The following is a 24,077-nucleotide window of genomic DNA, read 5'->3' as shown; positions in this document are numbered from 1 at the left end:
GGCGTCGCTTTGCCACCGGGCCCCTTGAATGCTAGAAATCGTCACAACGGATCACGTTCCGATTCCGGCCGCATAAAGCCACGCTTCATTGACCGACGACAGCTACGAAAACGCCGCAACCCCGATTAACGGCCGGGGCGGCGGCTCCGACATTTCCACGATCACGATCGAGGACGAACTGAAGCGTTCGTACCTCGATTACGCCATGAGCGTGATCGTCTCGCGCGCGCTTCCCGACGCCCGTGACGGCCTGAAGCCGGTTCACCGTCGCATCCTGTATTCGATGCACGACCTGAACATGACGCCGGAGCGCAGCTATTCGAAATGCGCCCGCGTGGTCGGCGACGTGCTGGGCCGGTTCCACCCCCACGGCGACGCCTCGGTCTATATGGCCCTGGTGCGGATGGCGCAGCCCTTCTCGATGGGGCTGATGCTGGTCGACGGCCAAGGCAACTTCGGCTCGGTCGACGGCGATATGCCCGCCTCGATGCGTTACACCGAGGCCCGGATGGCGCCCGCCGCCGTGGCCCTGATGACGGACATCGACAAGGACACCGTCGATTTCCAGCCGAACTATGATGAGAAGGAGCTGGAGCCGGTCGTTCTGCCGAGCCGGATTCCGAACCTGCTGGTCAATGGCGCGGGCGGCATCGCCGTCGGCATGGCGACCAACATCCCGCCGCACAATCTAGGCGAGGTCGTGGACGCGGCCCTGGCCCTGCTGGATGATCCGAACGTTTCGGACGACGCCCTCTTGGACATCGTGCCGGGCCCCGACTTCCCCACCGGCGGCGAGATCATGGGCCGCACGGCGCCGCGCAATGCTCTGCGTGACGGTCGCGGTTCGGTGATCGTGCGCGGCCGCGCCTCGGTCGAGGAAATCCGCAAGGATCGCGAGGCCATCGTCGTCACCGAACTGCCCTATCAGGTCAACAAACAGACCCTGATCGAGCGGATCGCCGAAATGGTGCGCGAAAAACGTCTGGAAGGCATTTCCGACGTCCGCGACGAATCCGACCGCCAGGGGATGCGGATCGTCATCGAGCTGAAGCGTGACGCCTCGGGCGATGTGATCCTGAACCAGCTGTGGCGCTATACCGCCATGCAGTCGTCGTTCGGCGTCAACATGCTGGCGCTGAACCACGGCCGGCCCGAGCAGATGGGCCTGCGTCACCTGTTGCAGATCTTCCTCGACTTCCGTGAGGAAGTGGTCGTTCGTCGCGTCAAGTTCGAGCTGAACAAGGCCCGCGATCGCGGCCACGTTCTGGTCGGTCTGGCCGTCGCCGTCGCCAATATCGACGAGGTGATCCACATCATCCGCTCGTCGGCCGATCCCAGCGAGGCGCGCGAGCGTCTGCAGGCCAAGGCCTGGCCGGTCGGGGACATGATGGCCCTGGTCGAGCTGATCGCCGATCCGCGCTCGGTCATCGTCGAGGGCGACAAGATTCGCCTGACCGACGAACAGGCCCGCGCCATCCTGGCCTTGACCCTGTCTCGCCTGACCGGCCTGGGCCGCGATGACATTTTCGGCGAGGCGCGCAGCCTGGCCGATACGATTCAGGGCCATCTGACCATCCTGTCGGACCGCAAGAACGTCCTGGCCATCATCCGCGACGACCTGATCGAGGTGAAGGACAGATTCGCCGTGCCGCGTCGCACCCTGATCGGGGAAGGCGACGGCGAGATGGAGGACGAAGACCTGATCCCGCGCGAGGACATGGTCGTCACCGTCACCCACACCGGCTATGTCAAACGCGTGGCCCTGAACGCCTATCGAACCCAGCATCGCGGCGGCAAGGGCCGCAGCGGCATGTCGATGAAGGACGAGGACGCGATCACCAGCGTCTTCAGCGCCTCGACCCACACGCCGGTCCTGTTCTTCGCCACCAACGGCAAGGCCTATAAGCTGAAGACCTGGCGCCTGCCGCTGGGCAATCCGCAGTCGCGCGGCAAGGCCTTCGTCAATCTGCTGCCCATCGAGCCGGGCGACAGCATCATGAACGTGCTGCCCCTGCCTGAGGACGAAGCGACCTGGGGCGACTACGACATCATGTTCGCCACCAGTTCGGGCGACGTGCGCCGCAACAAGCTGTCGGACTTCGCCACCGTCAACCGCGCGGGCAAGATCGCCATGAAGCTGGAAGGCGACGACCGGATGGTCGGCGTCGGCCTGTGCACCGCCGACGACGACGTGCTGTTGACCACGGCGCTGGGCCGGGCGATCCGCTTCAAGGTCGACGACGTGCGGGTGTTCAAGGGGCGGGATTCCACAGGCGTCCGGGGCGTGCGCCTGCAGGATGTCGACGAGGTCATCTCCATGGCCATTCTGGGCCGCGTGGACGCGACGCCGGAAGAACGTTCGGCCTACGTCAAACACGCCAACGCCATGCGCAAGGCCCTGGCGGGCGCCGAGGGCGAGGACGACGCCGCCCCGGTCGAGACCGATGAAGAAGCGACGGGCGATGCGGTCCTGTCGGTCGAACGCATCGCCGAACTGGGCGCCGCCGAACAGTTCATCCTGACGGTCACCGAAACCGGCTTCGGCAAGCGGTCCTCGGCCTATGAGTATCGCCGCACGGGTCGCGGCGGTCAGGGTCTGACGGCGCACGGTCTGGGCGGACGCGCGGGCACGCGACTGGCGGCAGCCTTCCCCGTCGAGGAAACCGACGACCTGCTGCTGGTCACCTCGGGCGGTCAGATGATCCGCACCCGCATCGATCAGGTCCGCATCGTCGGCCGCTCCAGCCAGGGCGTCACCATCTTCCGCACCGGCAAGGACGAAAAGGTCGTCTCGGTTGAACGCCTGCCGGAAAGCGGCGGCGACGATGCGGAAGTCGCAGGCGAAGAGGGCGAGGGCTGATCCTCCGCCGCGCAGTGGGGATCCGTTGAACGCGACCATCCTGATCGACGGACAGCCCGCCACGGCCGATGACCTCGCTCATCAGGCTTTGGTCAACTACGGCGCCTACACTTCCTTCCGCGTGGAGAACGGCGCCGTGCGCGGGCTGGATCTGCATCTGGCTCGGCTTGAACAGGCGGCGGTCGAACTGTTCGGAGAAAGCCCCGGCGAGGTCGAACTGCGCCGTCTGATGACGCTGGCGGTGGGGGGGCGCGACGCCTGCTGGCTGCGGGTCAGTCTGTTCTCGCCCGAGATCGGCCATCGTAATCCGTCCTTCGTGGGGCGGCCCAGGGTGATGACCGTGATTTCGCCCCCGCCGCCGCCTCTAGCGACCCGCATGAGGGTGACGGTCGTGCCCCATGTTCGTGAGGCCGCGCATCTGAAACACGTGGCCACCTTTGGCCAGACGCGCGCCCGTCGAGCCGCCCGTGCAGCGGGATTCGACGACGTCCTGTTTGTCGACGGTCAGGGCTGCGTCTCCGAAGGCGCGACCTGGAATCTCGGCTTCATTCAGGGCGAACAGATCGTATGGCCCCAGGCGCCGATACTGGCGGGCGTGACCCAGGCTCTGATCCAGCGCGGCCTGACCGGCGCAGATTTGACGTCCGAAACGCGCCCGGTCTCCCTGTCGAATATCGCCGCCTTCGACGGCGCCTTCCTGTGCAACAGCGCCACGCCGGTCTGCCCCATCACGGCCATCGACGACGTGGCCTTCGCCAACGATCCGGCCTTGCTGGCCAGGATCAAGGCCGCCTGGTCCACCCAGCCGCCGCAAGCTATCGCGTCCCGCGACGATGACGAAGGCGTCAGCCGTCTAGGCCGCTGATTTCGCACCTGCTAAACGACGCCGAACAGCAGGCGACAGGCTGGGGAGACACGCCATGCGCATCGGACTTTATCCGGGCACCTTCGACCCGGTGACGAACGGGCATACAGACATCATCAAACGGGCGCTGAAGCTGGTGGACCGGGTGGTCATCGGCGTGGCGCGCAATGACGAGAAGGGACCGCTGTTCACCACGGACGAGCGGGTCGGGATGCTGCAGGACGAGGTCGCGGGCCTGGGTGGCGACATTGTGGTCCAGCCCTTTTCGAACCTGCTGATGCATTTCGCGGAAGAACTGAACGCCAATGTCATCATCCGGGGTTTGCGCGCGGTCGCCGACTTCGAATACGAGTTCCAGATGACGGCCATGAACCAGCGCCTCAATCAGGACATCGAGACGGTATTCCTGATGGCCGATCCGCGGCATCAGGCCATCGCCTCGCGGCTGGTCAAGGAAATCGCCCGTCTGGACGGCGCGATCGACAGTTTCGTCAGCCCCGCCATCGCCGCGCGCGTGCGGGACAAGGTCAAGAACGGGATTTGAGAACGACTATGCGTAAGGCGATCATCGCGGCCGGCCTCGCCGCCCTTCTGGCCTCCAGCGCGGTCCAGGCCCAGACGGCGGCGCCCGCCGCCGCTCCGGTCGCGGCCTCCGCCGCCGACTGGCGCACAATTGCCCCCGAAAACCTTCTGGTCATCGACACCGCCAAGGGCCGCATCCTGGTGGAGTTGATCCCGGTGGCGGCGCCCAATCATGCCGAACGCATCCGCACCCTGGCCAATCAGGGCTTCTACGACGGTCTGAAGTTCCACCGCGTCATTCCCGGCTTCATGGCCCAGACCGGCGATCCCAAGGGCACCGGCGAGGGCGGCAGCGACCTGCCCGACCTGAAGGCCGAATTCCATTTCCGTCGCGGCCGCGACGCGGGCTTCGTCGCCGTGCCGAACGCGGGCGCAGGTCTGCGCGGCCTGGTCGGCGACCTGCCGGTCCAGACCCAGCCGGACGCCCAGATGATGGTCACGGCCGACTTCAAGGTGGACGCCCACGGCCTGTTCTGCCCCGGCGTGCTGGGCATGGCCCGTTCAGGGTCGCCCGACAGCGCCAACAGCCAGTTCTTCCTGATGATGGGCGCCCGCGATCAGCTGGACGGCGTCTATACCGCCTTCGGCCGTGTCGTGTCCGGCATGGACGTGTTGGACAAGATCAAGAAGGGCTCGGACGCCGAGGACGGCAAGGTGACCGATCCCGACGTGATGACCCACGTCCGCATGGCCTCTGGCCTGCCGGAGGGACAGCGCCCGACCGTGCGCGTGCTGAACGCCTCAAGCGCGGCCTTCGCCGACCGGATCGCCGCGGCCCGCACCGCGCGCGGCGCGAGCTTCAGCATCTGCGACGTCCAGCCGGTGGCCGAGGTCGTCGGCGGCTGAGGCCGGATCGAACATCAGGAAGGGCAGGGGATATGGTTCGAAACGCGTGGGCGGCGGCGATCCTGACCGCCATCCTGTCCGGCCCGGCCCTGGCGCAGGAGGCGTCGCCGCCTCCGCCCCCGCCGGCCCCGGCCGACTGGCGCGTCATCTCGTCCAGCGATCTCCTGGTCATCGACACGACCAAGGGGCGCATCCTGGTGGAACTGGCGCCCGAGCTTGCGCCCGCCCACGTCGAGCGGATCAAGGTTCTGACCGCGCGCGGCTTCTATGACAATCTGGCCTGGCACCGGGTGATCGACTGGTTCATGGCCCAGACCGGCGATCCGCTCGGCACCGGCGATGGCCAGAGCTGGTATCCCGATCTGAAGGGCGAGTTCACCTTCCGGCGTGGGCCGGACATGGCCTTCACCCCCGTCGCGGCCCCGACCGGCGCCCTGGTCGGCTTCGTCCGCTCCGTGCCGGTCCAGACCCAGCCTGACGCCCTGATGGCCGGCACCAGCGACAACAAGGTGCATGGCTGGGCGCTGTATTGCCCCGGCGTCGCCGGCATGGCGCGCGACGAGGGCAATGACACCGCCAACAGCCAGTTCTTCCTGATGCGTCAGGCCTATCCGGCGCTGGACAAACGCTACACCGTCTGGGGCCGTGTGGTGTCGGGACTGGACGTGGTGCGCGCCCTGAAGGCCAGCCCAAACCCGGACGGCATCGTGACCGAGCCAGACCGCATGACCCGCGTGCGTTTGGCCGCCGACCTGCCCCAGGCTGAACGCCCGACGGTTCAGGTGATGAACGCCACCTCCGCCGCCTTCCGCGCCTTGGCCGACCAGGCGCGCCAGTCCAAGGGCGCCGACTTCTCGGTCTGCGACATCGACGTGCCGGTGCAGGTGACGCCGGCGGCGTAAGGTCTCAGCTTGTGGAACCTCGCCCACGGCCGCGCCGACGACGCCGACGACGCGGCGGCTTCTGGTCCTCTCGCATCCTCTGCAGCAGCAGACCTTCGCGCAAACCCCGGTCGGCGACGCGGACCCTTTCGGACGGCCAGGCGCGCTGGATGGCCTCCAGGATCGCGGCGCCGGCCAGCACCAGATCGGCGCGGTCGGGGCCGATACAGGCTTCACGCGCGCGACCTTCCGGCCCCAAGGCCTTCAGCCGATCGGCCGCCGCCTCGCATTCGCCGCGCGTCATCCAAAGTCCGTCGACCCGGTCGCGAATATAGCGCGGCAGCTTCAGGTGAATGCCCGCCAGGCTGGTGATTGCGCCCGATGTGCCGATCAGATGCGCGCGGTCTCGTCGCAGCAGGTCCAGCATTCCGTCGTCCTTAACGCCCCCCTCCGCCAGGGCCGCGCCCATGTCGGCGACCATGGCCTCGTACCACGGCTCGCCCGCGCCTTCCGGCTCAGGGTGGCGTTCGGCCAGGGTGACCACGCCCAGCGGCGCCGACATCCAGCCGGTGGTCCGCCATTCCGTGTCGTCGCGCTTCAGCCACGACAGTTCGGTCGAGCCGCCGCCCACGTCGATGATGACCACCCCTTCGGCCCGGGGGTCGATCAGATTCAGGCAGCCTTCGACCGCAAGCCGCGCCTCTTCGGCCGGATCGATGATGCGCAGGCGCAGGCCCGTCCCCTTTCGCACCCTGTCGATGAAGTCGACGCCGTTCTCGGCCGCGCGGCAGGCCTGGGTGGCCACGGCGCTCAGGCGCGCCGAATCCACGCCCTTCCTGACGATACGCTCGGCGCACAGGGCCAGGGCGTCATAGGCCCGGTCCATCGCCTGCGGGTCCAGACGCCCGGTGCGCGACAGGCCTTCGCCCAGGCGCACGATGCGGCTGAAACTGTCCACCACGCGAAATCCGTCGCGTGACGGCCGCGCGATCAGCAGCCGACAATTATTGGTCCCCAGATCGAGCGCGCCATACAGCGGCGCATCCCGACCCGACGCATCCCGCGGACGGGACGGCTGGGACCGCTCGTCGCGCCGTCGTGGCGCGCCGGGGGTCTCCGGCATGGGTCGTCATTCCGATGTGGGCGGTCCGAAGCGGCGCCCGTCCTCATCAGCCTAGCGCGCCAAGATCGTCCGCGCCAAGCCATTCTGTCAGGAAGATGAACAGCCCCGCCGGGTCCGCGTCATCCGCCATGGCGTATCCAGAGCCATGACCCAGGTTCATACAGCCCGCTTCTCCATCGGTCAGGTTGTCCGCCATCGCGACGACGCCTTTCGCGGCGTGGTGATGGATGTCGACTGGGCCTATGACGGCCTGGCCGCCGAAACCGGCTCGGTCGATCCCAGCCAGCCCTTTTACCGGGTCTTCGCCCTGGGCGACGATGGCGGCTTTGTCGCCTATGCCGCCGAGGCCGTTCTGGAACACGGCGACGCGGTCTTGCTGCCTGACGACGCCAAACGCTGGTTCACCCGCGATGCAATGGGCCATCACGCCCCCCTGGACGTGCGGCTGCACTGACAGTGGAAGACCCCGCCGGTCCTCGTTAGGATGGGGAAAAGATGAGGAGCGTTCCATGTCCGATTTCGAGCACGTCTTCGAGCAACCGCCCGAGGGCGCGGCCGCCGACTGGACCATCCCCCAGAACTGGGCCGCCTATACCGAGGTCGAGCATCGGACCTGGGACACGCTGTACGCCCGCCAGATCAAGATCCTGCCCGGACGCGCGTGCGAGGCCTTTCTGAACGGGCTCAAGGCGCTGGACTTGAACGCTGGCGGGATTCCCGACTTCAACATCATCAATCCCAAGCTTCAGGCCCTGACCGGCTGGACCGTGGTCTGTGTGCCGGGCCTGGTGCCGGACGAGGTCTTCTTCGACCATCTGGCCAATCGCCGTTTCGTCTCGGGCCAGTTCATCCGCAAGCCGGATCAGCTGGACTACCTCCAGGAACCGGACATCTTCCATGATGTGTTCGGCCATGTGCCGATGCTGACCGATCCGGCCTTCGCCGCCTATATGGAGGCCTATGGCAAGGGCGGGCAGCGGGCGGCTTCGCTGGGCATGCTGCCCAATCTGGCGCGGCTGTATTGGTACACGGTCGAGTTCGGCCTGATGCAGGAGGCTGAAGGCCTTCGCATCTATGGCGCCGGCATCGTGTCATCGGCGACCGAGAGCGTCTTCGCCCTAGACGATCCGTCGCCCAACCGCCTGGGCTTCGACCTGCAACGGGTGATGCGGACCCTGTATCGGATCGACGACTTCCAGCAGGTCTATTTCGTCATCGACAGTCTGGAAGCGCTGAAGAACGAGACGCTGAAGGACTTCGGGCCGGTCTATGCCGCCTTGAAGGGACAGGACGATCTGGCCATCGAAACCGTCTTGCCCACCGACCACGTCTTCACGCGCGGCACCCAGGCCTATGCCGAACGCGGCGGGCGGTTTGCGGCCTGAGGCCATTCCAACCTCTTCATCCTCGCCCTTGGATGACGGACAAGTTGGCTAGGTATGCGTGATCAGGCTGTTGTGCCGGGTGTCGCGCATGCGGATGAAGGTGATCAGCGACACCCCGATCATGCCGGTCACATACCAGAAGAAGACGCTCTCCATCCCGACGCCCTTGAACCACAGGGCGACATATTCGGCCGTGCCGCCGAACACCGCATTGGCGATGGCGTAGGGCAGGGCGACGCCGAGGGCGCGGATGTGGGCGGGGAACAGTTCGGCCTTCACCACCGCATTGATCGCCGTATATCCCGACACGATCACCAGCCCGGCCAGCGCCAGTCCGAAGGCCGCCAGCGGGCTTTCGACCCGCGACAGCATCGTCATGATCGGCACGGTGAAGATCACCCCCAGCACGCCGAAGGCGACCATGACCGGCCTCCGTCCGATCCGGTCGGACAGCGCCCCGACGGCAGGTTGCAGCAACATGAAGATGAACAGGGCCGCCGCGCTGATCTCGGTCGCGGTGTTCTTGGGAAAGCCCGTGGTGTTGACCAGGAACTTCTGCAGATAGGTCGTGTAGGTATAGAAGGCCAAGGTGCCGCCCGCCGTCAGGCCCAGCACCATAAAGGCCTCCTTGGGGTGTTTGACGAACAGCTGGACGGCGCTGGACTTGGGCTGGTCCTTGACGTCCTCGGCTTTGTGCGTCTCGTCCAGCCGCCGACGCAGCCAGAAGACGACGACCGCCAGCGCGGCCCCCACGAAGAAGGGAATGCGCCAGCCCCAGTTCGCCAGCGCCGTCTCGCTGAGCGTGTTCTGCAACACGATCAGCATCAGAAGCGCGATCAACTGGCCCGAGATCAGGGTGACATACTGGAAACTGGACCAGAAGCCGCGCCGATGCGGCTCGGCCATTTCCGATAGATAGGTGGCGCTCGACCCGTATTCCCCGCCGACGCTGAGGCCCTGAAGCAGGCGGGCGAACAACAGCAGGGCGGGCGCCGCCAGCCCGATGGTCGCATAGCCGGGCGTCAGGCCGATGATCAGCGAGCCGGTGCACATCAGCGTCACCGACAGGGTCAGACCCGCCTTGCGACCCTTGCGGTCGGCGTAGACGCCCATGATCCAGGCGCCGATGGGCCGCATCAGGAAGCCCACCGCGAACACGGCGGCGGCGCTCAGAAGTTGGGCGGTCGGGTCTTCGCTCGGGAAGAAGACCGGGGCGAAATACAGGGTGAAGGCCGCATAGGCGTACCAGTCGAACCACTCCACCAGATTGCCGGCCGATCCGCCGACGATGTTCCGAAGGCGGCGGGCGGGGCTCATGGTCGCGTTCGGGGTCGCGTTCGGGGTCGCATCGGCGGTCATCGGCGCGTCAGCCTCTCTGGAAGGGATAGAAGTCGGGGCCCAGTTTCAGGATTGCCGTCAGCGCGTCCAGCGCCCCGCGCGTCTCGTCCAGCAGGGCCGGATCGGCCAGATCGGCGGGACGCAGTTCATCACGATACCAGCGGTTCGCCCAGTCCGACAGGCGCGCGTGCAGGGCGTCGGTCAGGCGCATGGCCGGATTGGTCGCCGCCAGCTCCGCGTCAGTCAGCACCACGCGCAGGCGCAGGCAGGCGGGGCCGCCGCCGTTCCGCATCGACTGGCGCACATCGACGTAGCGCACCGTGCCGATCGGACCATTGGAGGCGGCGATCCGTTCGGCGACCGCATGGCTGCGTGGATTGTCGCGGGTTTCCGTCGGACAGATCAGGGTCAGGCGGTCCTCGCCCGGAACCTGGATCAGCATGGAGTTGAACAGATAGCTGCTGATCGCGTCGGCCAGCGGCAGGTCGGCGTTGGAAACCTCTAAGAACTGCGGGTCGAACAGGCCGTCGGCGGCGCGGCGGATGGCGGCCTTTGTCGCATCCGTGTCCTCAAACGCCAGTTCGTGGAAGAACAGGGTGTCCAGCGCCCCGACGCAGACCACGTCGTTATGGAAGGTTCCGCCCGCGATGGCCGCGCGGGACTGCTGGACCAGAACCGGGCGGCCCGCCTCATGGCGGCGGACGATGGCCTCTGAGGCTTCGCGCGTCTGGCGCGCGGGGAAGGGGCCGTCCCAAGGCTCAAACGCCTCGCGGCCCCAGACCAGCAGATTGACCCCGCGACCGCCGTGCGTGGCGCACAGGCGGACATGATTGGCCGCGCCCTCGTCGGCTAAATGCGCCACGGCGGGCAGGGCGTCATGGACGGCGAACCGGCCGGGATCGAGGAACAGGGCGTCCAGCGCGCGTTTCGTCTGCTGGTGTTCCAGGCTGCGGTGCAGATTGGTGTGCAGGTTGGCGGGGGTGAAATGCACCCGACCGTCCGCGGCGTCGGCGCTGGGCGTCACCGTGGCGGCGTTGGCGGCCCACATGGGCGAGGCCGAACAGGCGGCGGCGGCGAAGGAGGGGGCGGTCCGCCACGCGCGTTCCAGCACCTGGGCGTCCGAACCGCCGAAGCCCAGCGAACGCAGGAAGGGGATGTTCGGCCGCTCATGCGGCGGCAGGACGAACTGGGGCAGGCCCAGGTCCGCCAGCAGCCTCATCTTGTCCAGGCCCTGTAGAACCGCCGCGCGCGGGTTCGACGCCTCGCCCTTGTTCAGGCTGGACGCCAGATTGCCCGGCGACAGGCCCGCATAGGAATGCGTCGGACCGATCAGGCCATCGGCGTTGGCTTCGACGGCGGTCATCAGGATTCTCCCTCCCCGGCCCGGGGAGGGTGGCTGAGCCGAAGGCGAAGACGGGTGGGGGCGACAAGGCGACGTCCCACAGACCTGTCATGCACCAGACCAGCGCGACCCTGCCGGGCCGCCCCCACCCCGTCGCTGCGCGACGACCCTCCCCGAAACGGGGAGGGAGAGGCACGGTGCGAGATCACGCCCGCAACCCCTTGATCTCGCCTTCGATGTTGGCGACCGCGTCCGCCTCGAAACTGGCGACCGGATAGGCGCAGTAGTCGGCGGCGTAATAGGCGCTGGGCCGGTGGTTGCCGCTGGCGCCCAGGCCGCCGAACGGCATGTCGCCCGCCGCCCCTGTGGTCGGGCGGTTGAAGTTGACCACGCCCGCGCGGATGCGGCGGATGAAGTGGTCCCAGGTCTTCGGATCATCGCTGACCAGACCGGCGGACAGGCCGTATCGCGTGGCGTTGGCGGCGGCGATGGCGGCCTCGAACGTCGGGACGCGGATCACCTGAAGGAAGGGCGCGAACATCTCCTCGTCCAGCACGTCCAGGCCGGTGACGTCGATGATGGCCGGGCGGACGAAGGCGCCGGGCAGATTGTCCACGGGTCCCGACGCCCGGATGACCTTGGCGCCCAGGTCGATGCGCTGCTGCAGGGCCTGAAGCGCGGTCTGGGCGGCGTAGGCCGAGATCAACGGCCCGGCATAGGGCTCGGGATCGCTGTTCCACGGGCCGAAGATCAGGCGGTCGGACAGGGCGACGACGGCCTCCACAATCGCGTCGCCCTGCGGTCCTTCCGGCACGATCAGGCGACGGGCGCAGGAGCAGCGCTGACCCGTGGTGACGAAGGCAGACTGCACCACGATGCCCGCCACGGCCTCGGCGTCGGCGGCGTCCCAGACGACCAGCGGATTGTTGCCGCCCAGCTCCAGCGCCAGGATGACGTGCGGATTGTCGGCGAACTTCCTGCGGAAATGCGCGCCCGCCGCGCCAGATCCGGTGAACATCAGGGCGTCGATGCCGGCGTCCAGCAGGGCCGCGCCCGTTTCGCGCCCGCCTTGAACTACATTGATCACGCCGGTCGGCAGGTCGGCGGCGGCGAAGGCCTCGGCCATCATCTGACCGACCAGCGGCGTCTCTTCCGAAGGCTTGAAGACCACCGTGTCGCCCGCCAGCAGGGCCGGGACGATATGGCCGTTGGGCAGATGGCCGGGGAAGTTGAATGGGCCAAGCACCGCCGCCACGCCGTGCGGGCGGTGACGCAGGGCGGCGCGGCCGAAGGCGGTGCCATTGGTGCGCTCGCCCGTTCGCTCGTCATAGGCGCGGATCGAGATGTCGACCTTGCCGATCATGGCGGCGGCTTCGGTTTTGGTCTCCCACAGGGGCTTGCCGGTCTCGCGACTGATGGCCTCGGCGATCTGGGGCGCGCGGTCCTTCAGCACGGCCTGATAGCGTTTGACGGCGTCGATCCGGTCCTGACGCGGGCGGTTGGCCCAGTCGGGGAAGGCGGCGCGGGCGGCGTCCACGGCGGACTGGACCTGGGCCGGGCTGGCGGCCTGCCCCTCCCAGTTCACGGCCTCGGTCGTGGGGTCGATGGAGGTGAAATGGGTCATCGCAAAAATACTCCGCTCATCCCGGCGAAAGCCGGGACCCAGTTCTTTCGCATTGTCGGTGCGTCGGATGACCACCGGGTATCGATGTCACGCATCCATCGCCCAAAGCGCTGGGTCCCGGCTTTCGCCGGGATGAGCGGGATAGGGAGGATCACGATTTCACCCGCACGGCGTCCCCCGCGCGAACCTTCAGCGCGGCGGCGGTTTCGGCGGACAGGCGAACGGTCTCGCCGTGGATGTCCGCCTTGGCGCGGACGGCGCGGAAGGCGGCCACGCTGTCGGTCGAGATCAGGGCCGGCAGTTCGGCCTCGACCTGATCGGTGATCTCCAGCGTCAGCAGGCGCGCATCGCGCACCGTGCGGATGTTGTCGCGCCCGCAGGAGACGGTCGGGCCAGCGTCGAAAATATCCACCAGCCCATTGGTGCGGAAGCCTTCGCTCTCCAGCAGGGCCATGGCGGGCACGCCCTGCGGATGCACCTTGCCGATCACGGCGCGGGCGGGTTCGGGCAGCAGCTCGACATAGATCGGATGGCGCGGGGCCAGATCGAGGATGAACTGTTTGTCGGTCGATCCGGTCATCCGGTCGGCGTCGTCGAACTCCATCGGGAAGAATTTGTGCGCCACATGATCCCAGAAGGGGCAGGCGCCGTCGGGGGTGAAGACGCCGCGCAGTTCGGCCAGCACATTCTCGGCGAACAGGTCGGGCTGGGCGCCGATCAGCATATAGCGCGACTGGCTGAGCAGGCGGCCTGCGCCGCCCTTGCGCCGGTCGGCCTTCAGGAACAGCGACCCGACCTCGGTCCAGCCGGTGCATTCATTGACCAGCACCAGGGTATGATGATCCAGCTTGACCCCGATGGAGGGCGAGGAGGCGGTGTTGTTCACGACGCGGAACGAGAAGAAGGGGCGTTTCAGCCCCACCGTCGCCTTTACCGAGCCGATGCCGTCGATGTCGCCGGTGTCGCCGTCCTCCAGCATCAATGTGTACCAGGCCTCCTGCGGCGTGACCTCGCCCCGGAAGCTGGCCTGGCTCAGCTCCAGCCGGTCGGACAGGACGTCGGGATCTTCAGGCAGGCTGGTGAAGCCGGGGCCGGACAGGATGGCCAGCTCCAGAAGGTGATCCAGGTCGGCGGGACCGGCGGGACGGACGATGAGCATTCTACAGGGTTTCCATCCGCAGGGATTTCAGTTTGGCCGCGTCGATCTCGCCCGAGGCGACCTTGCACAGGATCAGGGCGCTGAGCTGGGCGCGTTCGACGAAACTGTCGGGCCAGGCGAACTCCTGATCCGAATGGATCTCTCCACCCCGGACGCCCAGGGTGTCGATGTTGGGCAGACCGGCGGCGTGCAGATTATTGCCCTCGCACACCCCGCCCGAGGGTTTCCAGGCGATGGGCTGGCCCAGCAGGGCGCCCGCTTCCTTCACCGCTTCGAACAGGGCGGTCTGGGCCGTGTCCATCGGCTTGGGCGCGCGGGTGAAGCCGCCGTGCAGGTCAAGCGTCAGCCCCTCGAACGGCGGCGTTGCGGCGATGGCGCGCACCTGGGCGTCGATCCAGTCGGCGGCGGCCTTGTCCGGCACGCGAACATTGAAGCGGACCACGGCGTTATCGGCGACCACGTTCAGGGCGCCGCCGCCCGCGATCCTGGCGACATTGACGGTGACGCCCTCGTGCTGGCCGTTCAGCCCATGCAGGGCGCCCGCGATGATGGCGGCGCCCGCCACCGCATTGCGCCCCTCGTCGAAGGCGCGACCGGCATGGGCGGCGCGGCCGGTGACGATCAGGTGATAATTGCCGCTGCCCTTTCTCGCCCCCGCCAGGGTGCCGTCGGCCAGGGCCGGTTCATAGGTCAGGCCGATATGTCCCCGCGCGCCCAGTTCGGCCAGCAGGGGCGCCGAGGCGGGCGAGCCGATCTCCTCGTCGGGGCTGAGCAGCACGGTCCAGCCCACGCCGTGGCGGTCGGGATGGGTTTCGAACGCCTCAAGCGCGGCCAGCATCACGCTGATCCCACCCTTCATGTCGGCCACGCCGGGACCGTTCAGGGCGCCGTCGGGGCGGGTGGTCACGGTCTGGAACCTGCTGTCGGCCGGAAAGACGGTGTCGTAATGGCCGGTCAGCACGATCTGGATCGGGGCGTCGGGCCGGGCGGTGATCTTCAGGGCGTCGGCGTGGGCTTCTTCTCGCACTGCGCCGTTGTCGTCGACTGTGGTCGAACCCTGCGTCGGCAGCCGCTCGACCGAGGCGGGCAGGCGGCGGGCCTCGGCCTCCAGCACATCCAGCATGGCGTTCAGCCCGGCGGCGTTGCGGCTGCCGGAGTTGATGTTCGCCCAGTCGATGGTGCGCCTGATGATGGCCTCGCGTCGCGCAGCGACGTGGTCGAGGACGGCCTGGTCGGAGGTCAGAATCCGCATCGGCCGAACCCTAGACGGACCGGCGACAAAGGTGAAGGACGGGTCTGTAAGTGAGCGCCGATCATCGCTAGTTTCCCGACCGAACAAGGGACCTCTCGCATGAAACGTTCGACCATCGCGCCGTGGGTGCGGGCCATGAACCCCCTGAAACTGCCGCGCGGCATGGCCGAGGCGCAGCGGTCGGCCCGGTCCATGGTGTTCGGCCTGGCCATCGCCCTGATCGTCGGTCTGATCCCGACCTGGTGGATGTTTACCTCGGGCTGGTTCGAGACGGCGATGAGCAGCGAATACGCCCGAATGGGTCTGTCGGCGGATCAGGTCGCCGTGCAGCGCGAGATGATGAAGGCCATCTTTCCGTTCGCCATGGTTTCCGGCGCCGTCTTCACGGTCCTGCTCTATGTCGTGCTGGGCGTGGTCCAGTGGCGGGCGATGACGCGCGCCATCCCCATCATCATGCTGGCCCTTATCGCCTATAGCCTGGTGGCCAATATGGGAATGCGTCTGCTGGGCACGATGCCGACGCCGGAGCTGCCGCTCTGGGTCACCCTGACCACCTGGCCGGCGGCGGCGGTCTCTGCGGTCATCTATGTGGCGTCGCTGCAGGGGGCCATGATGCTGCACCGTTTGCGGAGAGAACCCTGATGACCGTGGTGCTGTATCACAATCCGAAATGCTCGACCTCGCGCAACGCCCTGGCCCTGCTGCGGGAGCGGGGGATCGAGCCGGCGGTGATCGAATATCTGAAGACCGGATGGGATCGGGCGACGCTGGAACGACTGGCCGCGCGGACCGGCGGCGGCCTGTCCGGCCTGATGCGCCGCAAGGAGGCCGAGGCCAAGGCCCTGCTGGACGCCGGCGCCGATGACGAAGCGTTGCTGGCCGCCGCCCTGGCCCAGCCGATCCTGATCGAACGCCCCATCGTCGAAACCGACAAGGGCGCCGTCGTCGGCCGCCCGCTGGAGCGGGTGCTGGAGGTCCTCTGACCCCGCGCCCGACCTCGCGGCCGGCGGCGGGGGTCAGCGGTTGCGGCCGCTGCGATTGGGGCGACGATCGCCGGCCTCGCGGCTTTCGTGGCGCCAGCGGATCGACAGGCTGGTCTGGCCCTGGCCCCCGAACTGCGAGGCGATGGCGACGTTGCGGCGAGGCTGCCACTCCACCTTGACCGCTGCGCCGTTCTGCCCGCCGCCGATGACCTCCAGATAGACGTCGTCGGTGATGTAACGCCCCCCCGCTACAGTCACCGCCGAGGCGTCGCCGCCGAACGACAGCCGGTCCAGACCCGCCAGTTCGCGCAGGTTGCCGATCACGTCGAACCCGCCGCCGCCGGCCAGGGCGGCGACCCCGGCCGCCAGCTGCGCCGCCTCGAACGCCGACAGCTGCGACGCCGACCGCCCGAACAGCACCTGCGACAGGATTTCGTCCTGGGGCAGGGACGGGGTGGACGTCAGGGCGATCTTCGGCTCCGCCGCCGTGCCGGTCACATTGATGGTGGCGGTCAGGGCCGCATCTTCTCGCGTCGCCGCCAGGTTCAGGCGGATCTGTTTGGGATCGGTCGACAGGGTGATCCGGCCGGTGTCGTTGAACACGAACCGCTTACCCGCGAACTCATAGTCGCCGCGCACCACATTGGCCGATCCGGTCAGCTGCGGCTCGGCGATGGTGCCGCGCACGCGCGCGTTGACGTCCAGGATGACATTCAGGCCGCGGCCGTTGACGCGCACCTTGCCGCCCGAGGATCGCAGGCTGATGTCCATGCCGATCTGCGGCCCGCGCGTCTTCTGTTCGCTTTCGACAGGATCGCCGCCGGGGCGATTGATCTCCACCACATCCATGGAGACGATGCCGGTCGATCCGGGCAGTTCCGGTTCGATCTTGGCCTCGTCGACCACGATCTGGCCGCCCAGCTGGATATTGCCGTCGGCGCCGCGAACGATGGTGATCGGCCCGGACGCCCGCGCCTCGGCGATGTCGTTGTCGATGAGGCGGAAGCGGTTCAGCATCAGCTGGGCGTTGGAGCCGGACCCCTGGCGCAGACCCACGCGGCCCTGACCGGACACGGTCCCGCCCTTGCCGTCGTTGGCGGTGAAGGTTTCGATCTGGGCCGCGGTGTCGTCGAACCGTGTCCGCAGGGTCAGGTCGCTCAGCACCAGGCCCACCGCCTTCTCGCGATAGTTCCCCTGACTGAGATCGAACCGTCCGTTAAGGCGCGGGGCATTCAGGGTGCCGGCGAGGGTCGCCTGACCCGCCACCTGGCCCGCCAGGCTGCGTTCGCCGCCCAGGAACAGGTCCCAGATCGGCTGAATCTGGCCGTTGATGGAGACGCGCCCCGACATCTCGCGCGTCCGGGCGATGGCCAGCCGCAGCGGCGCCGCCGAAGCCTCGACCGGCAGCACCACGTCGGCGGAGGCCTGGACCGCCCCTTCGTCCACCGCCGTCGCCTTGATCGTCAACCGATCGCCCGCCAGGGTCGCATCCACCCGTCCATCCACCGCCAGACCGCGCGGCGCGTCGATGCTGCGCACGTTCTGCAGGGCGATGTTGGCCGTGCCCGACAGGTCGTTGCCGGCGCCGCGCATCGCCACCTGTCCGGTGACGCTGCCGCGCAGTTCGGGCGAGATGGAGCCCAGGTCCACGCGCGTCAGGTCCGCCTGCACCGCCACGGTGCGCGCGTCCTGTCTCAGATCGGCCAGCAGCACGCCGCCGCCGACGCCCAGGTCCAGATGCGCCGTCCGGTTCGCCCCGTTCAGGGTGACGGAGGCGGGACTGCGTGTGGTGAAGGCCACCTCGCGCACCCGGCCGCCGCCACGCAGCGTCAGGGCGTGCGTCGTGTTCTGACGCGAATAGACGCCGGTGCCGTTGAACTGGGCCGGGGTCGATCCGCCCACGTCCAGCGCCAGGGTGAAGGGCAGGTTGTTCAACGTGCCGCGCCCGTCCAGATCCAGGGTGCGGATGGTCCAGCTCTGGCCCGCCAGCCGCACGTTGCGGCCGTTGACGTCCAATATGGCGCTGTCCGAACCGCCGCCGTCGGTCAGTCGCACCCGCCCGTTCGCCTCGCCCGAGGCCAGGAAGGCGCCGGCCCGCGCGGTGAAGGTCAGGTCGGCGCTGGAGGGGATGTTGTCCGACAGGGCGATGGCGCCCTTGGCCGTCACCCCGCCCGCATCCACGTCCAGGTCGCTGAGACGGATGCGCTTGCCGCCCAGGAAGAAGTTGCCCGAGGCGCGCGCGGGTCCATAGTTCGAGCCGCTGACCACGGTGATCCGCCCGTCCGAGGCGTCGGCGCCCTTGCGGAAGCTCAGCGTCAGGTCGGCGTTGTTGAGCGTCAGGGCGCCGGCCGTGACCTGCTGGAAACCGGCGGTCAGATCGACGCGAGGTTGGGACAAGGTGCCGGTCAGGGCGCCCCGTCCGTTCATGTCGCCGCCGATCTCGACCGGCCCGGCCGCGAACGGTCCACGCGCGTTCCAGTCCAGCGCCAGCCGCAGCCGCCCCGCTGTCTCGATCAGACCCTTGGCGCCCGCGCGTCCGGCCGCGCCGGTCAGCTCGCCGCGCTCGACCTCGATCCGTCCGCCGTTCAGCCGGCCGGCCAGTTGCAGGCGCGGGGTCTTGCCCAGCAGGCGGTCCAGCTCGGCCATGCCGATGGTCAGGTTGCGTCCCCGTCCGTCGAAGTTCAGCACCCAGGGTGCGCCTGTCTTTGCCGACGAGGCTCTGATCGGCCCGCCGAAGGCGCCGCGCGCATCCGGCAGCACCCGCCTGGCGTCCGTCAGTTGCGCTTCGCCGCGGAAGCTCATTCCGCCCAACAGGTTGCGCGAACCGGAACCGTTCAACGTCAGTCCCTGGCCTTGCAGATCGATCTTCTTCAACAGGATGGCGCCGTCCTTCATGCGCGCCGCCTGCATCTGCAGGCGGGGCGATGCGCCCAGCAGGCCGCCGATGATGCCTTCGCCCGACCCGCCGTTGGCGCGAATGTCGCCGTCCAGATCCATCCGGCCGTCCTTGACCATCAGGTTCAACGGCCCGGCGATCCGAGTGGCGCGATAGCTGGCGACATTGGCGTTCAGCAGCGTCGCCTGACCGTTCAGGCTCCAGTTGCTGGCGTCGCCTTTGAACAGGCCGGAATAGGCGGCCGGACCAGCCACGTCGGACCCGACCAGTCGGCTCAGCGATGCGGCCTGGATATCCAGCTTGATCCCGTCCGGCGAACTGCGGTCGGCGTTGCGGATCAGACCGCGCGCCTCGGACTGGACATTGTCGGAAATCAGCTTCCAGGCGACGCCCTGGCTGGCCTTGTCCGGCGTCGGGACCATGGCGAAGCCGAAACGGGCGGTGCGCCCGATGCGCGTCACGAAGGGCGCCAGCAGGTCCGATCCGCTGAAGTCGACGAAGCCCGAAACGCGCGATCCCTTGTCGCCGAAATGGCCCTGGACGATCAGCGGCACGAACCGGCCCGTCTGGACGCGGGCGTTGACCACGTCGGCGTTCAGCACTGCGGTCGCCGAGAAGGGCTGGTCGGGCGAATAGCCCAGCGCCCCGGCCAGCGGCCCGCCCTGGGCCTCGTTGGCGCGCAGGTTCAGTCGCGTGTCTTCAAGCTTGCCGCCGAAGCTGGCGGACAGCCGCAGGAAGTCGCCCGGCCGGTTCAGGCTGTCGGCGTTCACCGTCGCGCTCTTCGCCCCATTGCGCGGCAGACTGGCGTCGCCCGCCAGGCTCCAGCGGCCGTATTCCTTGGAGAAGCCTTCCATCAGCTCGACGTTCGCCGAGAATTTGTCGATCCGAACCGAGATCGGCTGCGGGCTGGACGGCTCATTGGTCGGCGGCTCGACCACCGGGCGGCGCAGCACGCGGATGGTCTCGGCCTTGATGTCGTTGGCGTGGAAGCTGCGGCCCAGCAGGGCCAGATACGACCAGTCCATGCTGAGGTTGTTCGCCTCCAGCCAGACGCCCTGACTGTCGGCCAGGGTGATGCGGTCGATGCTGAAATCGCTGAGCAAATCGCCCTTCAGCCCATACACCTTCAGCCGGCCATAGCGGCTGATCTTCAGGTCCTGGATTCGCTCCAGCACCAACTGCCGACCACCGTCCGACGCGATGTAGAACCGCCCCGCCACCAGGGCCGCCGCAACCAGCACCAGAAGGCCCGCAACCACCGCCCCCGCGATCAGGGCGATGCGCTTGACCAGACCGCGCCTGCGCGCCCGTTTGGCCGGCGCGGACCCGGTGGACGGCGTTTCTTCCGCCACGACGTCTGGCTGGGTGTCGGGGCCGTTCTCGGGCGGTCTGTCGGTCAAAACGCCTGCCCGATGCTGATGTAGATCTGGAAGTTGGAATCGCCCTCACGCTTGTTCAGCGGCAGGGCGACGTCGGCGCGGATGGGTCCGAACGGCAGCATGTATCGCACGCCGACGCCCGCGCCGTAGCGCATGTTCGTCAGGTTCGGCGTCTCCTGGAAACCGATGGACCCGGCGTCCAGGAAGGCCACGGCCTGGAAGCTCTGGCCGATCGACTGACGCGCCTCCAGCGAGGTCTCGAACAGCGACACGCCCCCGCGCGGCGTGCCGTCCGGCAGTTGCGGATTGACGCCCTGATAGGAATAGCCGCGCACCGACCCGCCGCCGCCGGAATAGAACAGGCGGTCTGACGGCACGCTCAGCTCGCTGCCGCCGACGATGGAGCCGATCCGCACCCGGCCGGCCAGGATGGTCCGGTCGGCGGCCACCGGCACATAGGCGGTGCCCTGCGTCTCGGTGCGCAGGAACAGGACGTTGCTGTCGCCCGTCACCGCTGTCGGTTGAACCGCCAGATTGACCCGCCAGCCCTTGGTCGGGTTCAGCGGATCGTTGGAATGGTCGATATAGGCGCTGGTTCGGGCGGTGATGATGGCCAGGTCCCGGTCGAACGTCACGCGCTGCGGGGGCAGGGTGGTGTAGTCGTACCGGTTCTCGCTGTAACGTCCGGCGTCCAGCCCGATGCCGTAGTTGAAATAGGAGGTCTTGCCGATCCGCTGCTGGAGGTCGGCGTACAAGACCGCGGCCGTCCGCCTATAGGCGTTGGTGTCTTCGTTCACCACGGCGGCGCCCAGCTTCAGCGTCCGGCCGGGCCGACGCCAGTGCGGCAGCGACAGATCGGCGCCGATGCGGCTGTCGATATCGGCCAGCCGCGCTTCCAGCCGCAGCGTATCGGCCCGGCCGAACCGATTGTAGCGGGTCTGGATCACGTCCACGCCCGCGCCATCGGCGGTCGACCAGGTGGCGCCGGCCTCCAGCACGCGACGCGGCCGGTCCTGCAGGCTGACGATCACGGGCCTCAGGCCCTCGGCCGTCTTCTGGTCCACGGGCGACAGCGACACGCCGATGCCGTCATAGACGCCCGTGTCCAGAAGCCGTCGCTCCAGCTCGGCGACCTGATCGGGATCGTAGCGGTCGCCTTCCTTCCAGGGCGCCAGCCCGGCCACCCACTCGGGATTGGTCCGTCCCCGGCTCAGCACGCGAACGCCGTCCAGGCGCACCAGGCCGCCCGAATCGATCCGGTATTCCGGCGCGACGGTATAGGCGGCGTGGTCCACCACCACACGACGCGGATCGGCCTTGGCGTCGGCATAGCCGTCGCGCACCAGGGCCGCGACCAGCCGTCCTTCGCCCGAGATCACATCCACCGCGCGACCCGGATCGCCGGCCTTCAGGCCGATGGCGTCGCGCCCCTTCGCCTGGGCCTCGGCCTCCGGCGCCGGGTCGCTCCAGGTCACCGTGGGATCGTTCAACAGGAAGCGGCGGCCCGGCTGGACCGAGACAATGGCCACGGGATTGTCGTCGCCCTCGACCAGATCCTCGACCGTGGGCTGGTAATAGCCTTCCGAACGCAGCAGGGCGGTGGCGGAGGCGACCGCGCTCTCGGCGCGTCGACGGGCCTCGAACCGGCTTTCCGGCGCGCCGTCGACCTCGCCCACGGCGCGTTCCAGCGCGCGGCGCAGTTCGGCGTCCATGTCGCCGCGCACCTGGGCGCGAGGGTCGGCGGCGGCGGCGTGCGCGCAGCCCGAAAAGGCCGCGAGCGCTGCGACCAGCAGGGAAGGCCTGAACGTCAAACTCGATCTTTCGTCAAAGCGCGCGCGTCGAAACCCCGTCCTTTAGTAGAACAGGGTGTCGCTTTCGGGTTGGACCGACTGTTCCGACGAACGTTCCTCGGGCGGCAGTCTGTCGCTGGGAGGCGGCGTGGGCGTGGGATCGCGCACTTCCGGCGGCGGCGTCGGGGCCTGTTGCTCGACCGGCGGGGGGGCTTCCTGCTCGATCTGAACCGCCTCGCGGTCGTCGTCCGACCGCGACCGATGATCGTCGCAGCCCGACAGCGCAAGCGCAGCCAGGGCGGCGGCGGCCAATAGGGTGTTGGAAGGTTTCATTGAATTCCCCGGGTCTTCGCCCTTGCAACGCTCGTGGCGCGCTGGCGTTCCTTTAGCGCCGAAAACCTCTGGGGTCATCCGGCCTGCTCCGATCTCACGGTCGACCCCTCAGCCGACCACAGGGCGACAGCCTCCTCCAGGCGCACGGCCGAACTATGACGAGGCGTGTGCGGCTTGCCGTCGAAGCGGGGCGCGGGCCCGGGCAGGCCCTGGTCGAACACGGTCCTGGCGCGATTGTGCGGATGATCCGGCGCCTCAGCCAGGCTCAGAACCGGGGTGACGCAGGCCTCGGTTCCGTCGAAATGGTTGGCCCAGTCGTCGCGGTCGCGCCGGGCGAACAGGTCGGCGAAGTGCGCGTGCGTCGCCGGCCAGCCGGCCATGTCGTACTGCGGCGCCGCCTCGGGCGAAATCTCCAGGCCTTCCAGCAGGGCGGCGTAGAATCGGGGCTCCAGCGCCGCCACAGCCACGAACCCGCCGTCTCGGCAGGCGTAGCAGCGATAGAAGGGCGCGCCCCCGTCCAGCAGGTTCGCCCCGCGCCGGTCGCTCCACATCCCCTGTCCGCGCAACGCCTGGAACAGACCGCCCAGCAGGGCCGAACCGTCGGTCATCGCCGCATCGACCACTCGGCCCCGGCCCGTCGTCCGGGCCTCGATCAAGGCCGCCAGCACGCCGACCACCAGCATCATCGCCCCGCCGCCATAGTCGCCGATCAGATTCAGCGGCGGCGCAGGCGGCCGGTCCGCATCGCCCATGGCGTGCAGCACGCCCGACAGGCCGATGTAGTTCAGGTCGTGGCCCACGGTTTGCGCCAGCGGACCCGTCTGGCCCCAGCCCGTGACGCGCCCGAACACCAGGGCGGGGTTTCGCGTCTGCATCGCCTGCGGCCCGAACCCCAGCCGCTCGATCACCCCGGGCCGATAGCCCTCGATCACCGCATCCGCGCCGTCGATCAGCTCCAGGATGCGCGCCTGATCGGCCGGATCCTTCAGGTTCACAGGCACGGCCGCGCGACCCCGATGCAGCACGGAACCGCCCACCTGATCGAACACGGCGGGCGCAGCCGATTCGCTGCGCGTCAGCCTGAAGACCGCGGCGCCAATGTCGGCCAGCATCATGCCGGCGAAGGTCACCGGCCCCAGGCCGTCGAATTCGATGATGCGGAGCCCATGAAGCGGTTGCATTCGACATGAGTAGCAGACCCGGTCTTGACCGGAAGGCCGGATTGCAACAGAAGGCGCCCTTCGACGGTTCGGGCCAACCCCGACGTCGCACGGTGCGTCCTTAGCTCAGTTGGTTAGAGCATCTGACTTTTAATCAGAGGGTCCTCGGTTCGAGCCCGAGAGGACGTACCATTTAAAGCCCGCTTCGGCGGGCTTTTTGCTGTCTGCGACGGATTCACCGCTCCGCTTGCATCGTTTGTCCGTGCACGGCGTTCAGCC

General features: G+C 68.1%; 19 protein-coding genes and 1 tRNA gene. 10 read left to right on the top strand and 10 right to left on the bottom strand.

Annotated elements, in window-relative coordinates:
* Positions 1-88: 88 nt before the first annotated feature.
* From gyrA to P0Y50_15335, 5 genes are read left to right on the top strand one after another with little or no spacing between them, the layout of a single operon-like run.
* Positions 89-2,860, top strand: coding sequence for a DNA gyrase subunit A (gyrA, locus tag P0Y50_15355; GenBank protein ID WEK39890.1), 2,772 nt, complete (start codon positions 89-91; stop codon positions 2,858-2,860).
* A gap of 25 nt (positions 2,861-2,885) precedes the next feature.
* Complete coding sequence (locus P0Y50_15350) at positions 2,886-3,725, top strand: aminotransferase class IV (GenBank protein ID WEK39889.1); 840 nt, start codon at positions 2,886-2,888, stop codon at positions 3,723-3,725.
* Between the two features lie 55 nt (positions 3,726-3,780).
* Positions 3,781-4,269 (top strand): pantetheine-phosphate adenylyltransferase, encoded by a 489-nt coding sequence (gene coaD / locus P0Y50_15345; GenBank protein WEK39888.1) that lies wholly within the window; start codon positions 3,781-3,783, stop codon positions 4,267-4,269.
* Positions 4,270-4,277: 8 nt separating this feature from the next.
* Positions 4,278-5,153, top strand: coding sequence for a peptidylprolyl isomerase (locus tag P0Y50_15340; GenBank protein ID WEK39887.1), 876 nt, complete (start codon positions 4,278-4,280; stop codon positions 5,151-5,153).
* A gap of 32 nt (positions 5,154-5,185) precedes the next feature.
* Entirely contained in the window at positions 5,186-6,055 is an 870-nt protein-coding gene (locus tag P0Y50_15335) for a peptidylprolyl isomerase (GenBank protein WEK39886.1), read from the top strand.
* A gap of 4 nt (positions 6,056-6,059) precedes the next feature.
* Here the strand turns inward: P0Y50_15335 and P0Y50_15330 are convergent, their stop codons facing one another.
* Positions 6,060-7,157: a Ppx/GppA phosphatase family protein gene (locus tag P0Y50_15330; GenBank protein ID WEK39885.1), complete on the bottom strand. Its 1,098-nt coding sequence runs from the start codon at positions 7,155-7,157 to the stop codon at positions 6,060-6,062.
* A gap of 145 nt (positions 7,158-7,302) precedes the next feature.
* Here P0Y50_15330 and hspQ point away from each other — a divergent pair, with 145 nt between their 5' ends.
* The gene (gene hspQ, locus P0Y50_15325) at positions 7,303-7,611 is read left to right on the top strand and encodes a heat shock protein HspQ (GenBank protein ID WEK39884.1); all 309 of its coding nucleotides are present in this window, start codon (positions 7,303-7,305) and stop codon (positions 7,609-7,611) included.
* A 55-nt stretch (positions 7,612-7,666) separates the two neighbouring features.
* Positions 7,667-8,542, top strand: a complete 876-nt coding sequence (phhA, locus tag P0Y50_15320; GenBank protein ID WEK39883.1) for a phenylalanine 4-monooxygenase — start codon at positions 7,667-7,669, stop codon at positions 8,540-8,542.
* Between the two features lie 48 nt (positions 8,543-8,590).
* Here phhA and P0Y50_15315 read toward each other — a convergent pair whose 3' ends face one another.
* The 5 genes from P0Y50_15315 to P0Y50_15295 form a co-directional block, all read right to left on the bottom strand.
* Complete coding sequence (locus P0Y50_15315) at positions 8,591-9,901, bottom strand: MFS transporter (GenBank protein ID WEK39882.1); 1,311 nt, start codon at positions 9,899-9,901, stop codon at positions 8,591-8,593.
* 7 nt (positions 9,902-9,908) lie between these two features.
* On the bottom strand, positions 9,909-11,246 hold the full coding sequence (gene astB, locus P0Y50_15310; protein WEK41590.1) for an N-succinylarginine dihydrolase: 1,338 nt from the start codon (positions 11,244-11,246) through the stop codon (positions 9,909-9,911).
* A 181-nt stretch (positions 11,247-11,427) separates the two neighbouring features.
* Positions 11,428-12,846 carry a succinylglutamate-semialdehyde dehydrogenase gene (astD, locus tag P0Y50_15305; protein WEK39881.1) on the bottom strand — a complete coding sequence of 473 codons (1,419 nt, stop codon included), beginning with the start codon at positions 12,844-12,846 and terminating at the stop codon, positions 11,428-11,430.
* A 151-nt stretch (positions 12,847-12,997) separates the two neighbouring features.
* On the bottom strand, positions 12,998-14,005 hold the full coding sequence (locus P0Y50_15300; protein ID WEK39880.1) for an arginine N-succinyltransferase: 1,008 nt from the start codon (positions 14,003-14,005) through the stop codon (positions 12,998-13,000).
* Position 14,006: 1 nt separating this feature from the next.
* The gene (locus tag P0Y50_15295; protein ID WEK39879.1) at positions 14,007-15,257 is read right to left on the bottom strand and encodes a hydrolase; all 1,251 of its coding nucleotides are present in this window, start codon (positions 15,255-15,257) and stop codon (positions 14,007-14,009) included.
* A gap of 99 nt (positions 15,258-15,356) precedes the next feature.
* Between P0Y50_15295 and P0Y50_15290 the strand changes: the two genes are divergently transcribed.
* Complete coding sequence (locus tag P0Y50_15290) at positions 15,357-15,899, top strand: hypothetical protein (GenBank protein WEK39878.1); 543 nt, start codon at positions 15,357-15,359, stop codon at positions 15,897-15,899.
* Entirely contained in the window at positions 15,899-16,240 is a 342-nt protein-coding gene (arsC, locus tag P0Y50_15285; protein WEK39877.1) for an arsenate reductase (glutaredoxin), read from the top strand. The genes P0Y50_15290 and arsC overlap by 1 nt, the downstream gene beginning before the upstream one ends.
* Before the next feature lie 33 nt (positions 16,241-16,273).
* Here arsC and P0Y50_15280 read toward each other — a convergent pair whose 3' ends face one another.
* The 4 genes from P0Y50_15280 to P0Y50_15265 all read right to left on the bottom strand — a co-directional run bounded on the left by P0Y50_15280 (position 16,274) and on the right by P0Y50_15265 (position 23,819).
* Positions 16,274-20,536, bottom strand: coding sequence for a translocation/assembly module TamB domain-containing protein (locus P0Y50_15280; GenBank protein ID WEK39876.1), 4,263 nt, complete (start codon positions 20,534-20,536; stop codon positions 16,274-16,276).
* Positions 20,533-22,326 carry an autotransporter assembly complex protein TamA gene (locus P0Y50_15275; protein WEK39875.1) on the bottom strand — a complete coding sequence of 598 codons (1,794 nt, stop codon included), beginning with the start codon at positions 22,324-22,326 and terminating at the stop codon, positions 20,533-20,535. The genes P0Y50_15280 and P0Y50_15275 overlap by 4 nt, the downstream gene beginning before the upstream one ends.
* 42 nt (positions 22,327-22,368) lie before the next feature.
* Complete coding sequence (locus P0Y50_15270; GenBank protein ID WEK39874.1) at positions 22,369-22,638, bottom strand: hypothetical protein; 270 nt, start codon at positions 22,636-22,638, stop codon at positions 22,369-22,371.
* A 74-nt stretch (positions 22,639-22,712) separates the two neighbouring features.
* A complete protein-coding gene (locus tag P0Y50_15265) occupies positions 22,713-23,819 on the bottom strand; it encodes a CaiB/BaiF CoA-transferase family protein (GenBank protein WEK39873.1) in 1,107 nt (368 codons plus the stop codon).
* 94 nt (positions 23,820-23,913) lie between these two features.
* On the opposite strand from P0Y50_15265, the gene P0Y50_15260 reads away from it, so the two are divergent.
* Positions 23,914-23,990: transfer RNA gene (locus tag P0Y50_15260), tRNA-Lys, on the top strand.
* Positions 23,991-24,077 lie beyond the last annotated feature (87 nt).

Source organism: Candidatus Brevundimonas colombiensis (assembly GCA_029202665.1).
Lineage (GTDB): Bacteria > Pseudomonadota > Alphaproteobacteria > Caulobacterales > Caulobacteraceae > Brevundimonas > Brevundimonas colombiensis.
The sequence above is the reverse complement of the archived record's forward strand: the minus strand, read 5'-3'. Positions and strand labels throughout refer to the sequence as shown.